Annotated in this window: 13 protein-coding genes; 6 read left to right on the forward strand and 7 right to left on the reverse strand. The window is 55.7% G+C overall.

Features of this window, described 5'->3' with window-relative positions; genetic code table 11:
• The first annotated feature begins 39 nt into the window (after positions 1–39).
• The 4 genes from dsrO to ACF8D4_RS12510 all read left to right on the forward strand — a co-directional run bounded on the left by dsrO (position 40) and on the right by ACF8D4_RS12510 (position 5,605).
• Positions 40–783, forward strand: coding sequence for a sulfate reduction electron transfer complex DsrMKJOP subunit DsrO (dsrO, locus tag ACF8D4_RS12495; protein WP_025009348.1), 744 nt, complete (start codon positions 40–42; stop codon positions 781–783).
• A complete protein-coding gene (gene nrfD / locus ACF8D4_RS12500; protein WP_335899352.1) occupies positions 773–1,846 on the forward strand; it encodes an NrfD/PsrC family molybdoenzyme membrane anchor subunit in 1,074 nt (357 codons plus the stop codon). Before dsrO ends, nrfD begins: the two co-directional genes overlap by 11 nt.
• The gene (locus tag ACF8D4_RS12505; protein ID WP_392465641.1) at positions 1,846–4,956 is read left to right on the forward strand and encodes a tetrathionate reductase subunit A; all 3,111 of its coding nucleotides are present in this window, start codon (positions 1,846–1,848) and stop codon (positions 4,954–4,956) included. Before nrfD ends, ACF8D4_RS12505 begins: the two co-directional genes overlap by 1 nt.
• Positions 4,957–5,137: 181 nt before the next feature.
• Complete coding sequence (locus ACF8D4_RS12510) at positions 5,138–5,605, forward strand: chemotaxis protein CheX (protein WP_028779668.1); 468 nt, start codon at positions 5,138–5,140, stop codon at positions 5,603–5,605.
• Between the two features lie 56 nt (positions 5,606–5,661).
• Here the strand turns inward: ACF8D4_RS12510 and alr are convergent, their stop codons facing one another.
• Both alr and dnaB read right to left on the reverse strand, forming a co-directional pair.
• Complete coding sequence (alr, locus tag ACF8D4_RS12515; RefSeq protein WP_392465643.1) at positions 5,662–6,738, reverse strand: alanine racemase; 1,077 nt, start codon at positions 6,736–6,738, stop codon at positions 5,662–5,664.
• Between the two features lie 68 nt (positions 6,739–6,806).
• Complete coding sequence (gene dnaB, locus ACF8D4_RS12520) at positions 6,807–8,213, reverse strand: replicative DNA helicase (protein ID WP_025009346.1); 1,407 nt, start codon at positions 8,211–8,213, stop codon at positions 6,807–6,809.
• A gap of 130 nt (positions 8,214–8,343) precedes the next feature.
• Between dnaB and ACF8D4_RS12525 the strand changes: the two genes are divergently transcribed.
• Positions 8,344–10,545, forward strand: coding sequence for a S46 family peptidase (locus ACF8D4_RS12525; RefSeq protein ID WP_392465646.1), 2,202 nt, complete (start codon positions 8,344–8,346; stop codon positions 10,543–10,545).
• 284 nt (positions 10,546–10,829) lie between these two features.
• Here ACF8D4_RS12525 and rplI read toward each other — a convergent pair whose 3' ends face one another.
• From rplI to rpsF, 4 genes are read right to left on the reverse strand one after another with little or no spacing between them, the layout of a single operon-like run.
• A complete protein-coding gene (rplI, locus tag ACF8D4_RS12530; protein ID WP_025009345.1) occupies positions 10,830–11,282 on the reverse strand; it encodes a 50S ribosomal protein L9 in 453 nt (150 codons plus the stop codon).
• A gap of 30 nt (positions 11,283–11,312) precedes the next feature.
• The gene (gene rpsR / locus ACF8D4_RS12535; RefSeq protein WP_025009344.1) at positions 11,313–11,540 is read right to left on the reverse strand and encodes a 30S ribosomal protein S18; all 228 of its coding nucleotides are present in this window, start codon (positions 11,538–11,540) and stop codon (positions 11,313–11,315) included.
• An 11-nt stretch (positions 11,541–11,551) separates the two neighbouring features.
• Entirely contained in the window at positions 11,552–11,857 is a 306-nt protein-coding gene (priB, locus tag ACF8D4_RS12540; protein ID WP_144226003.1) for a primosomal replication protein N, read from the reverse strand.
• Between the two features lie 8 nt (positions 11,858–11,865).
• Positions 11,866–12,267, reverse strand: coding sequence for a 30S ribosomal protein S6 (gene rpsF, locus ACF8D4_RS12545; protein WP_025009342.1), 402 nt, complete (start codon positions 12,265–12,267; stop codon positions 11,866–11,868).
• A gap of 205 nt (positions 12,268–12,472) precedes the next feature.
• On the opposite strand from rpsF, the gene ACF8D4_RS12550 reads away from it, so the two are divergent.
• The gene (locus tag ACF8D4_RS12550; protein WP_025886868.1) at positions 12,473–13,216 is read left to right on the forward strand and encodes a YdiY family protein; all 744 of its coding nucleotides are present in this window, start codon (positions 12,473–12,475) and stop codon (positions 13,214–13,216) included.
• 26 nt (positions 13,217–13,242) lie between these two features.
• On the opposite strand, the gene ACF8D4_RS12555 is transcribed toward ACF8D4_RS12550, so the two are convergent.
• A complete protein-coding gene (locus tag ACF8D4_RS12555; protein ID WP_221060545.1) occupies positions 13,243–13,779 on the reverse strand; it encodes a hypothetical protein in 537 nt (178 codons plus the stop codon).
• Between the last annotated feature and the right edge of the window lie 48 nt (positions 13,780–13,827).

Raw genomic sequence — 13,827 nt, forward strand, 5'->3', positions numbered from 1 at the left:
CCGGTGGGTTTCCAATCACCGCAAGACTCAGGAGTCTGTATGGACAAGAGTAAACGTCAACTACTGGGGCAAATCGCCGCCATCAGCGCCGGAGCTGCGTTTTTGCCCGTCGCCCAGGCATCGACTTCCAAGCCCCAGGCAACCAGTGGCAAACGCTATGGCATGCTGATCGATCTGCGCCGCTGCGTTGGTTGCCAGGCTTGTACTGTCGCCTGCACCATAGAAAACCAACCCCCACTGGGGCAGTTTCGTACCACAGTCAACCAGTATGAAGTGACCCAAGGGCAGGAAAGCGCCTTTATGATGCTGCCCAGGCTCTGCAACCACTGCGAAAACCCACCCTGCATCCCGGTTTGCCCCACAGGCGCCACATTCCAGCGCCAGGACGGCATAGTGGTGGTCGACAGCCACTGGTGTGTCGGCTGCGGTTACTGTGTCCAGGCCTGCCCCTATGATGCACGCTTTATCAACCATGACACCAACACCGCCGACAAGTGCACCTTCTGCGCCCATAGGCTGGAGGCGGGCTTGCTGCCGGCCTGCGTCGAAACCTGTGTCGGTGAAGCCAGGATCATCGGCGATCTCAACGATCCCGGCAGCCAAATCAGTCGCATGCTGGCCGAGCACAGAGACGAGATCAAGGTACTCAAGCCCTCGGCAGAAACCTCGCCCTGCGTATTTTATCTGGGGATGACAGCCGCATTTGAAGAAAGGATCCGCGGCGAAGCACCGGTTCGCAGCCTGATGACCGCCACTGGAGAGGAGTTGCACCATGGACATTAAAGAGATCTTGACCCCGGATATCGCCATCACCTGGTTACCCTGGGCGGTGCAATACTTCTTTATGATGGGACTGGCCTATTCCGCGGTGTGGATTGCGGCGCTGACCATTATCCGCCCCGGCGCCAAAGATAAGCGCCTGCTGACACTCTGCGGCAGCCTGATCCTCAGCACCGCCATTGTGGCACCTGTGGCACTCTTGGCCGATCTGCACCAACCCGCCCGCGCCTGGCACTTCTATATGCAGCTCAGACCGGATTCCTGGATGTGGTATGGCGCCTGGTTACTGCCGCTGTTTATGGCAGCGGCGCTGGCCTTTGCCTACCTCTTGCTGCGCCCTTCCCTTCCGACTCAGCCCAAAGATGGCTGGAGCCGCCTGGGATACTGGTTACGCCTAGGGAACTGGCAAGGCGAGTCCTGGCTCAAGCCTCTGGCCTGGGTTGCCCTGCTCAGCGGCCTGAGCATCGCCCTCTACACCGGCATGGAAACCATGGCCATCAAGGCCAGGCCACTGTGGCACAGCTACTGGCTGCCGCCTCTATTCGCCGCCAGCGCCCTGGCCGCCGGCAGTGGCATGTTGATTTGGCTCAACCGCCTGTTCAATGGCCATAAGCAGGAGACCGACAAACAGCTGCTGCTCTGGCTGCGTGGCTCCTTCGCCCTGTTTGCCCTGTTGCTTATCGGCTGGGCCCTCAGTGGAGGCAACAGCGCCAATGAAGCCAGATTACTGCTCGGCGACAGTCCCAGTTGGCAACTGGCCGCTATCTGGGTGCTGGCCACCCTGGCCTTGTTGGCGCTGCTGCTGGCCTTCAGACATCTGCCCCGCTGGGCCTTGCTGTTTGGCAGCTTTGCCGCCATCCACCTGGCTTGGGGCTTTCGCTGGCTGGTGCTCATCCAGGCGCAGACGGATCCCAAGTATGGCGCCGGCACCTACTTCTATGAACTGCCCTGGGGCCCACAGGGGCTGCTGGGGATCCTGGGTACCTTTGGCCTATGGCTGGCCCTGATCACCCTGATTTCCGAACTGATACGTCATTCTGCCACCGGACTGAAAGGAGCCGCATAATGGATAAGAGTAAACGCCGTTTTATCAAAGGGGCTGCCATCACAGGTGGTACCGGACTGTTTGTTGCAGGCTACAGCCACACCCTGACCCAGTTGGGCAAAGGCCTGGTCAATGGCAGCTCGGGCAAAAATACCCAAGAAGCGATTCATGGCAACTCGCTGGCACCTGAGCTCAAGGTCGACCTGAATAGTGGCCAACTGAGTGCCAATGACAACCAGCGTCTGGCCAACACCATGTGTTTCGGCTGCTGGACCAAATGCGGGGTACGAGCCCGTATCGATAATGAAACCGACAGCATTATCCGTATCAGTGGTAACCCTTATCATCCACTGTCGGCCCGAGAACACCTGGACTTTGACACCCCGGTGCGCGATGCCCTGGTGTCCACCAGCGCCTGGCAAGAGCAGGGGCTTGCCGGGCGTTCCACCGCCTGCGCCCGCGGCAACGCCATGCTGGAATTATTGGACAGCCCCTATCGGGTAACGCGCTGCCTGAAACGGGTCGGCCCCAGAGGTTCGGGCCAATGGCAGAGCATAGCATTCGAGCAGTTGCTCAAGGAGGTTGTCGAAGGCGGCGATCTGTTTGGTGAAGGCCATGTGGATGGACTCAGGGCGATTCGCGATCTCAATACGCCTTTGGATCCCGCTAACCCTGAATACGGCCCCAAGGCCAATCAGCTGTTGGTCAGCAACGCCTCGGATGAAGGGCGGGACACCTTGATAAAACGATTTACTTTCAACAGCTTCGGCACCCGTAACTTTGCCAACCACGGCTCTTACTGTGGCTTCAGCTATCGGGCCGGTGCCGGCGCCTTGCTGGACGATCTGAAAAAGTACGCCCACTTGAAACCGGACTGGGATCATGCCGAGTTTCTGCTGTTCATCGGCACTTCACCGCAGCAGTCCGGCAACCCCTTCAAGCGCCAGGCTCGGCAACTGGCCAATGCCAGGGTCAACAACCGCAACTTCAGCTATGTTGTGGTTTCGCCCATGTTGCCCAACACCTCCAATCTGGCGTCGGCGCCGGACAATGTCTGGTTGCCGATCCGCCCGGCCACAGACGCCTCGCTGGCGATGGCCATGCTGCGCTGGATCATCGACAATCAACGCTACAGCGCCGAGTTTCTCAGTACTCCCAATGCCAAGGCCGCCAAAACCGCCGGTTTCCGCGGTTTCAGTAATGCTGGTTTCCTGGTGCATTCAGACCAGGCGCATCCGAGATACGGCCAATATCTGCGCGCCAGCGAATTGGGGTTGGCCTTCAGCGGCAAGCCATTCGGTGATGAAGACCCCTTGCTGGTACTGGACGCCGTCAGCGGTGAACCCATGGCCGCCGAGGTCTGCCCCAAGGCGCAGCTCGAAGTGGACCGCGGACTCACAGGCCCAAATGGCCAGAGCCTGGCCTGCAAGAGCAGTTTCAGCCTGCTGGCCGAATCGGCCCGGCTCAAGACATTGGCGCAATACAGCGCCGAATGCGATGTGCCGGTCGATGAGATTGAAGCCCTGGCCAACAAGTTCACCAGCCATGGCAGCAAGGCGGCGGTGATCAGCCATGGCGGCACCATGAGCAGCGATGGCTTCTATACCGCCTGGGCCATCATGATGCTCAACGCCATGATAGGCAATATCAACCAAAAGGGCGGCGCGCTGGCCAAGGGCGGCACTTTCCCGGCCTTCGGCAAAGGCCCGCGCTACAATCTGGCCGAGTTTGACGGCATGGTACAGCCCAAGGGAGTATTCCTGTCGCGCTCCCGTTTCCCCTATGAAAAAAGCTCGGAATACAAGCGCAAGCAGCAGGCCGGTGAGTCGCCCTACCCGGCCAAGGAACCCTGGTTCCCGATTTCGGCGCCCATGCTGAGCGAGCATCTAACCGCGGCGGTCAACGGTTACCCCTATTCGCTCAAGGCCTGGATCAACCATATGGGCAACCCTGTCTACGGTCAGGCCGGGCTCGGCGCCGCCATAGGCGAAAAACTCAAAGATTCCAAGGTGCTGCCGCTGTTTATCAGTATCGACAGCTTTATCAACGAAACCACGGCGTTGTCCGACTATATAGTGCCGGATACCCTCACCTATGAGTCCTGGGGCTGGACCTCGGCCTGGCAGGGCACCATGACCAAGATAGCCACCGGCCGCTGGCCGATAGTCAAACCCAGGGTGGAACACACAGTGGATGGCGATCCCGTGTGTATGGAAAGCTTCCTTACCCGGGTTGCCATGGCGCTGGCCCTGCCCGGCTTCGGTGAAAATGCTGTGCTGGCCCATGATGGCACACGCCACCCGCTGACCCGCGCCGCCGACTTTTCTCTCTACGGCGCCGCCAACGTCGCCTGGTTGGGAGAGAAAGTCCCCGCCATCGGCAAGGAAGATCTCTATTGGTCCGGGGTTGCCAGGATCATTCCCGAACTCAAGGCCCGTCTCGGCGAAGAGGAAGCATCCAGGGTGGCTTATCTCTATGCCCGCGGTGGCCGTTTCGAATCAATGAACAAGGCCAGGGACGCCGAAGGCAACCCCGCCAAGGTCTGGCCCAAGCCGATGATGTTATGGAACCCTCAGGTGGGCAGTCGCCGTCACTCCCAGAGCGGCGAGTTTCTCAGTGGTTGTCCGCGCAGCTATGGTCAACGCCTGGCCGATGGCACAAAACTCAGGCAAGCCTTCGACCGCCAGTCCTGGCCCATGTTGCTGTCGAGCTACAAGTCACACACCATGAGCTCCATGAGTATCGGCTCTGACAGGCTCAGGCAGGTGCACCCCAATAATCCGGTGCGGATCAATAAAGACACGGCCCAAAGATTGGGGATAGCCACAGGGGATACAGTGAAAATCAGCACCCCCAACGGCAGTGTACTAGCACTGGTGGAATGCGTCGCCGGCGTGCACCCGGAGTGCATCGCCATTGAACACGGCTTTGGTCACAAGGAGCTCGGCGCGCGGGCATTCAGCATAGATGGCAAGCAGGTTGCTGCCAATCCGCTGATCCGCGCCGGGGTTAACCTCAACGATCTCGCAGTGCTGGATCCCAGCCGTTCGGGTTCCTACCCTCTGGTGGATTGGGCCAGCGGCGCCTCGGCCCGCCAGGGGCTACCGGCGAAAATCGAAAAAGTCTCCTGAAGCTCGCTCTGTGCCCGGTTTTTATACCGGGCACAGTTTTTCCGGGCAAGAAATCGCCACAGAGCCCAAGCCATTGTTCTAAGCTAATAAGAGTGTGATCCAGTGGGCGGGAGTCAAACCGCTTATGGATTAGCCTTACGCTATCTGCACTTCCCTAGGCAGCAAGAGGAACAAATCCGGCATGAATGTCACTTTTATCAATCCCTTTCTTCAGTCACTTCTCAATGTGGTTTCCACCATGGCCAACATGCAGTTGACCCCGGGTAAGCCCAGACTCAAGACAGACAACCTGGCCAAGGGCGATGTCTCCGGGCTTATCGGTATGGTGGGCCCGCAGACCAAAGGGTCGCTGTCGATCACCTTTGAACAAGGGCTGATCCTGGAGATAATGCAAAATATGCTGGGAGAGAATCCCGGCAATATCAATGAAGAAGTGACAGATCTGGTGGGGGAAATCACCAACATGGTGACCGGCGGCGCCAAAAATCTGCTGTCGGACAAGGGCTATGAGTTTGAAATGGCCACCCCTGTGGTAGTTTCCGGCATAGGTCACAAGATTTCCCATCAGGCCCAGGGCCAGAAGATCATCATGCCTTTTGTCGCTCCCAAGGGCTCGGCCTACATAGAGATCTGTTTCGAGAATCAGTAATGACAAAGGGCGCCTCGGCGCCCTTTATTGTTTACCAACTCAATGGCATGACTCACTCAATCGAGGCAGACGGCCACTCTGGGGGTCAACTTGGTCACCAGTTCATAGGCCACGGTTTCGATATGAGCCGCCACCTCTTCCACCGGTAATGCCGGGCCCCACAAGAGGGCATCATCACCGACCGCATCCCGGGCATCCGGCCCCAGATCCACAGTCAGCATATCCATGGACACCCTGCCAACCACAGGCACCCGGCGACCATTGATCAGTACAGGCGTGCCTTCGGGAGCATTGCGTGGATAACCGTCACCATAACCTATGGCCACCACGCCGAGGCGGGTATCTCTTGATGAGCGCCAAAAACTCCCGTAACCCACGCTCTCTCCGGCATTGTGCTCACGCACGGCTATCAGCTGTGACACCAGACTCATGGCCGGTTGCAGGTCGTGGTTGGCGCCTCGGTCACCGACCACAGGCGACACTCCATAGAGGGCGATACCCGGGCGGATCCAATTTTGCTGGCTGCTGGGCCAGTAGAGGGCACCGGCCGAGTTGGCCAGACTGCGGTCACCATCCAACCCGGCGGTGAGCTGGTTGAAATGCTCCAGCTGTTTGCGGGTATAGTCATTGTCAGGCTCATCGGCGCAGGCGAAATGGGTCATTAGGTTGATGGGCTTGGCCACTTGCGGGCAATCCAGCAGCCGCTGATACACCTCGGTAAACTCGTCGCTGCGAAAACCCAATCTGTGCATGCCGCTGTCGACCTTGAGCCAAACCGTTACCGGCTTATCCAGCTTGGCCTGCTCCAGCATCTGCAACTGCGACTTATGATGCACCACAGTGTCTATGTCATGCTCAACCAGCAGAGGCAACTCAGTACTGCGAAAAAAACCTTCTAGCAACAACAACTTGGCCGTTACACCACCGGCCCTGAGCTCCAACGCTTCTTCGAGCCGCGCCAGACCGAAGCCGTCGGCACTGCTCAGGCTCTTGGCCACGTTCAGCGAGCCGTGGCCATAGCCGTTGGCCTTGACGACAGCAATAACTTTGCTGGCGGGTGCGATCTCACGCAGCCTGGCCAGATTATGTTGCAGCGCCCGGCTGCTAATCTCTGCTCTGGGAAAGGGTTTCAAAGCTTACCTTCAATCTTGGATTGGATGGCGCGCTCTCTGGCCGCGCCGGGAAAACCGTCCGCAGAGGTTTAGTCCTCTTCAAATTGCGGACCGGCGTAATTGTCAAAACGGGAGAACATCCCCTGGAAAGTCAGCCTGACCCGGCCGATGGGGCCGTTACGTTGCTTACCTATGATGATCTCTGCCGTGCCTTTATCGGGCGAATCGTCGTTATACACCTCGTCACGATAAATAAACATGATAAGGTCCGCATCCTGCTCGATAGAGCCGGATTCACGCAAGTCAGAGTTTACCGGGCGCTTATCGGCCCTTTGCTCCAATGAGCGGTTCAGCTGCGACAGAGCGATCACCGGGATCTCCAGCTCCTTGGCCAAGGCCTTGAGCGAGCGGGAGATTTCAGCAATTTCCAAGGTCCGGTTATCGGCCAGCGCCGGCACCTGCATCAGCTGCAGGTAGTCGACCATGATCATAGACAGACCGCCGTATTCCCGGGCGATACGCCTGGCCCTGCTGCGCACTTCGGTCGGCGTCAGGCCCGAGCTGTCATCGATATACATCTTGCCCTGCTCGAGCATGATCCCCATGGTAGAGGACACCCGCGCCCAATCGTCATCATCAAGTTGGCCGGTACGTATCTTGGTCTGATCCACCCGGCCAAGCGACGCCAGCATACGCATCATGATCTGTTCCGAGGGCATCTCGAGACTGAAAATAAGCACTGGCTTGTTTTCATTGAGCGCCGCGTATTCACACAGGTTCATCGCAAAGGTGGTCTTACCCATGGAAGGACGGGCCGCGACAATGATCAGGTCACCGGACTGGAAACCTGCAGTCATCTTATCCAGATCGGAGAAGCCGCTGGATACCCCGGTCACACCGTTGTGCGGGTTGTTGTACAGCTGCTCAATCTTGTCGACGGTTTTTTCGAGGATGGTCTTGATCCCCTCCGGGCCCTCGTTGGCGTTGGCGCGCTGCTCGGCTATCTTGAACACCTTGGTTTCGGCCAAGTCCAGCAAGGCGCCTGAGTCCCGCCCCTCAGGGTTGTAACCTGCGTCGGCAATCTCATGTGCTACCCGGATCATCTCCCGCACCACGGCACGCTCGCGCACGATTTCGGCGTAGGAAAGAATATTACCGGCGCTGGGGGTGTTCTTGGCGATCTCACCCAGATAGGTAAAACCACCGGCATCTTCCAGCTCGTCAGTCAGTTCCAGTTGTTCTGAAACCGTAATCAAATCTATGGGTTGGCCGTTTTCTACCAGCTTTTGCATGGCACCGAAAATCAGCCTGTGGGAACGGGAGTAAAAGTCTTCTCTGACCACGGCCTCGGACACCTTGTCCCAGGCCTCTGCATCCAGCATCAGTCCCCCGAGCACGGATTGTTCCGCCTCAATGGAATGGGGGGGCAGCTTGAGCGCGTCAACCTGGACGTCTCTTCGCTTGTCTTTGGCCTTAAAGGCACCTTGCTGTTGCATAAATCTCCAACTCTCCAACAATCAGGCAAAATGTGATATAAAACCCGGTTCAATCAGAACAGGAATTTTACACCTACAATAACCTGTTTTTCATATCCAAACGGACACTAACAATAAATAAGGAATGAACATGCGCAATGCATTGGCTGCAGCCTTGGCGCTGACCTCTGGCCTCGCCATAGCCGATGAAGGGCAGTGGCAACCTTACCAAATGCCCTCTATTGCCGACAAGCTCAGTGAGCGCGGCATCGCCATCCCGGCAGAGCAACTGGCCGATCTCGGAAAGTATCCCATGAACGCCGTGGTGGGCCTCGGCTATTGTACCGCCAGTTTCGTCTCACCCCAAGGATTGGTTGTCACCAACCATCACTGTGCCTATCGGGGTATTCAATACAACAGCACCAAAGAACACAACTATCTGGCCGACGGCTTTTTGGCCAAAGAACAACGCCTGGAGCCTTCGGCCGGCCCCAACGAGCGCCTCTATGTCACCGAGGCGGTCACAGATGTCACAGATAAGATAACTGCCAATCTGCCGACCGAGCCACTGGCGCGTTATGAAGCCATCCAGGCCAACAGCAAGGCGCTGGTCAAAGAGTGTGAAGCCGACGACAACTACCGCTGCTCAGTACGTAGTTTCCACAATGGACTTGAATACTACCTGATCAAACAGCTGATTATTCGCGATGTGCGCCTGGTTTATGCGCCACCCGAAAGTGTTGGCGGTTTCGGTGGCGACATAGATAACTATGAATACCCTCGCCACAGCGGCGACTTTACCTTCCTCAGGGCTTATGTCGGCAAGGATGGCAAGCCTGCGGCCTATGCCGAGGATAACGTGCCTTATCAGCCCAAGAGCTTCCTCAAGGTCAATGCCGATGGCGTCAAGGCCGGTGACGGCGTGTTTGTGGCCGGTTACCCGGGTTCAACCAGCCGCTACCGCCTGACCTCAGAGTTGAGATTCGCCAGCGACTGGCTCTACCCGACTCAAGCCGCCCGCTATCAGGCCAGAATCGATACCATTGAGGGCATGGGCGCTTCCGACAAGGATATCGCCATCAAGTATGCCGGTACTCTGGCCGGCATGGCCAACCGGATGAAAAAACTCAACGGCTTGTTGGATGGCTTCCACGCCACAGATATTGCCGCTATCAAGCAGGTCGAGGAAAATGCCTTCCGCGACTGGCTGGCCAAAGATAAAGACGCACAGCCGCTGACGGCACAACTGAGTGAGCTCGAACAACTGCTGGCCGAGCAACAGCACAAGTATCAGCAGAGCTACTATTTTGACAACGCTCAATCCAGTGCCCTGCTCGGCGCCGCCAAGCAGCTTTATCGCCTGGCCAAAGAAAACCAAAAACCGGATGCCGAGCGCGAAGCGGGTTATCAAGAGCGTGACATGAAGATGTTCGCCGCCCGTCTCAAGCGACTTGACTCCAGCTTCGATATCAGCGTCGACAAGACACTGTGGCAGATGGATATCGACGCCTACCTGGCGCAGGATAACCGGGTCGCCGTGATGGATCAGTTGCTGACACCCGAGCAAGGTATCAGTCTGGGCGACAAACTCGAAGGCATGTATGCCCTGACCGAGTTGACCGACCAAGAGAAACGCCTCGACTGGATGCAGGCCAAGCCGGAAGCTTTCGAGAGCAGCAGCGATCCTTTCATTCGTATGGCAGTGGCCCTGTACGACACCAATATGGTGCAGGAAAAAGCCGACAAGGAACTGGCCGGTAAGCTGTCCATCGCCCGCCCCGCCTACATGAAGGCGATCATTGCCTATAACAAGGCCATGGGTAAGCCTGTCTATCCGGATGCCAACGGCACCTTAAGGATCAGCTATGGTATGGTCGATGGCTATCAGTCCCGTGATGCGCTCTACAAACAACCTTTTACCAAGCTGGAAGGGATAGTTGCCAAGCACACAGGTGTCGAGCCATACAATGCACCGCAGAAGCTGCTGGATGCCATCAAGCAGGGACGACTGGGCGAGCATAAGGTGCAGCACTTGTATCAGGATCCCCGCAGCTGGTTGTGCCGCCTGTTCTCCTGCTTGGATAACCCGGCCGAGTTCAACTCTGTACCGGTTAACTTTCTCTCCAGCGTGGATACCACAGGTGGTAACTCAGGCTCCCCCGTGTTTAACGGCAAGGGCGAGCTGGTTGGCCTCAACTTTGACTCCACCTATGAAGCCATCACCAAAGATTGGTACTTCAACCCCACCATCACCCGCGCCGTGCACGTGGATATCCGCTACATTTTGTGGATGATGGATGAAGTGGATCATGCCGACAACCTGCTCAAAGAGTTGGAACTGGTGCGCAACTGATAGCTACTAATCTGCAATAACCCTGAAAACACCCGCCCCGGCGGGTGTTTTGTCTCCGTAGTAATAGGCAATCAAGTCAGTAACGGTTCTGCCTGAGATAGCCAATACTCAATCAATGCCAGTGTGGTAGTGAAAGTGTGCAAGTAACTGTGGGTAAGTGACAGTGTGCTTAAGTTTGGCATTAGCAGGCGGAGAAGAAAGGGGAAAAACCGTCGGCCCCGGCCAGCAAACAGGCATAAAAAAACACCGCCCGAAGGCGGTGTTTCTTTTAGTAAAAGCCGGGATTAAGCTTCAGCAACAACAGTTACTTTAACTACAGCTTTTACTTCAGTGTGCAGCTGAACTTCAACTTCGAAGTCGCCAGTAGTGCGCAGAGCGCCCAGTGGCAGACGTACTTCGGCTTTGGCCAGTTCAACGCCGGCAGCAGTTACTGCGTCAGCGATGTCACGGGTACCGATAGAACCGAACAGCTTGCCTTCGTCACCGGCTTTAGAAGCGATAACAACCGCTTCCAGAGCAGAGATCTGCTCTGCACGAGCAGTGGCAGCGGCCAGGTCGGCAGCCAGCTTGGCTTCCAGCTCAGCACGACGAGCTTCGAAAACTTTTACGTTCTCAGCGTTGGCAACAACAGCTTTGCCTTTTGGCAGCAGGTAGTTACGAGCGTAACCGGCCTTAACTGATACCTGGTCACCCAGGTTGCCCAGGTTTGCGATTTTATCAAGCAGAATAACGTTCATTATCAATTCCTCTAGCTAGAACAGTGCCGATTACTGATGCAGATCAGTGTATGGCAGCAGTGACAGATAACGAGCACGCTTGATAGCGCGAGCCAGTTGACGCTGATACTTGGCAGAAGTACCAGTGATACGGCTTGGAACAATCTTACCGCTTTCTGTGATGTAGTTTTTCAGAGTAGCGATATCTTTGTAATCGATCTCCGTAACACCTTCAGCAGTGAAACGGCAGAACTTACGACGACGGAAATAACGTGCCATTTGACAGTCTCCTAATTTTTCAATTCGACATTTTCGGCGTGTAACACCAGTCGGTTTTGGCCATTGCGACTCTGTTGTAGAGCCAGAAAACCACTGACTTGGATATCCACACCCGCTTTCAGCTTGTCTGCTACGCTCTTGAAGCGTTCACCACTCAATATCACTTGAAGTTGGCAGTAGACGTTTCTGGGCAAATCGGCCTCGAAACGCTGCGACCTGTGTTCCAGTTGAAGTACCGTGTGAGGTATTCCAGCCGGGCTATCAAAGTGTCTGGACCGAATGACGGTACCGGACAACACCAAGTGATTGGTGGTCACAGAAAAACTTACTCAGCGCTTGCTTCAGCGTTTTCTTGGGTTTCTTCAGCAGCTTTTTCGCTAACGGCGCTGCGACGTGAATCGCGCTCGTCTTTAGCTTTGGCCATTGGAGATGCTTCAGTGATGGCAGCTTTAGTGCGCATCACCAGGCTACGCAGAACGGCGTCGTTGAAACGGAAAGCAGTTTCCAGCTCTTCAACAGACTCTGCAGTGGTCTCAACGTTCATCAGAACATAGTGAGCCTTGTGCAGATCCTGGATTGGGTAAGCCAGTTGGCGACGACCCCAGTCTTCCAAACGATGGATTTGACCGCCAGCTTCGGTGATAACACCTGTGTAGCGCTCAATCATACCTGGTACTTGTTCACTCTGATCAGGGTGAACCATAAATACGATTTCGTAATGACGCATTTAGTGCTCCTTACGGTTATCTAGCCTCGTTGTTGGCTCAGTCAGACCAAATTGAGGCAAGGAACGAAAATTAATGTGACTGAATTAGGCGCGAAATAGTACATAAAGGCCGCGGTAAACTCAAGCAATAACTTTGCCTCGGCCCCATGAGCAGGTATTATGTGACGCTAAATTTATGGCAGTCACAGCAAAAGACATAAGAATAATGACAAGATCCTCTGTATTGGCGTTATTGTTTGCGCTACCGACTTCGGCGTGGGCCTTGGTGCCTCCGGATTATCGCGAGCCTCCAAGCGACTTCACCGCTGAGATTGAGGCCGGCTTTCAGCTCAACACAGGTAACACAGACTCAAGCAGTTTCAACGGTCGTACCAAGTTGGTTTACGACACGGAAAACGCCAAGCAGGAAGGAACCCTCAAGGCCTATTTCGCCTCTGACTCTGAAAAAACCACTGCCGAAAAATACGATCTGCAGCTGCAGTCCAACTACAAACTCAACGGCGGCTATATCTTTGGCCGCGGTGAATTCATCTGGGACAAGTTCGGTTCCTACACAGAGATCTACACGGTTTCCAGCGGTTATGGTTTCGATGCCATCAGCACCCGCCGTACCAAGTTGAGTCTCGAAGTCGGCCCGGGTTACCGATACAACATGCCGATAGAAACTGATGCAGCGCCGGATCCTGTGGCCGAGAAAGATGTGATCCTACGAACCGCGGCCAAGTTTGAACAGAAGATCCACGAGTACACCAGTTTCACTGCCGACCTGACCGCAGAGGTGGGCGAAAATAACAATACTCTGGCACTGGACATGGGCTATAAAAACACCCTGTTTCAGGACTGGGCCTTTAAGATAGGCTTCAACGTCAAATATACAGAAGTGGTGCCGGAAGGCAGTAAACAGACAGATACAATCACCACCTTCAACCTGCTCTATACCTTCCAGTAATTCCCGCGCTTGAAGAGCTCTTTCAACTAAAGAGCTCCAAGAAAACGCTCCAGGATTAACGCGGCGCGCTTTTCACCGCGCTCAAGCGCCTGCAAGTAGAGATAGATGGCGGTTTCATGCCGCTCCAACAGACGAAAGGCTGCGCCGTACTCAGAGTTACTCTGGGCATCATCCGCCCACTTGGCATATTTTTGCTGGTAAGGTTCGACCCAGAGACGCAGCGCCGCAAGCAGTTTATGCCAGGGAAGCTTAAGCCAACTGTCCACCTCTTTCTGCGCCTGCATGTGCACTTGCTCCAACAACGCCTCATCCAGACTCGTCAGCTCAGGCAGCAGTTTCAGCAAAGCCTTGGCAGTATATTGCTCCACCTTGAACAGTAGAGAAAACACGGCTTGGCTTTCTATTAAGTGGCTTTCTATTAAGTGGCTTTCTATTAAGTGGCTTTCAGTTAAGTGGATTTCTGTTAACTGGCTCTCGGTTACCTGAGAATGATAATCCAGGCCGAGGCGCTCGAAGAACGCCATGCCATAGATTTCACCCAGATAGCCTTGTTGCAGTTGCATGAGATACGGGCCGGCACTGCTATACAGTTTATGGTCCGTATTCTCAAG

Origin of the sequence: Shewanella sp. YQ_9, from assembly GCF_043103185.1 — a bacterium.
In the GTDB taxonomy this organism is placed as follows: domain Bacteria; phylum Pseudomonadota; class Gammaproteobacteria; order Enterobacterales; family Shewanellaceae; genus Shewanella; species Shewanella algae.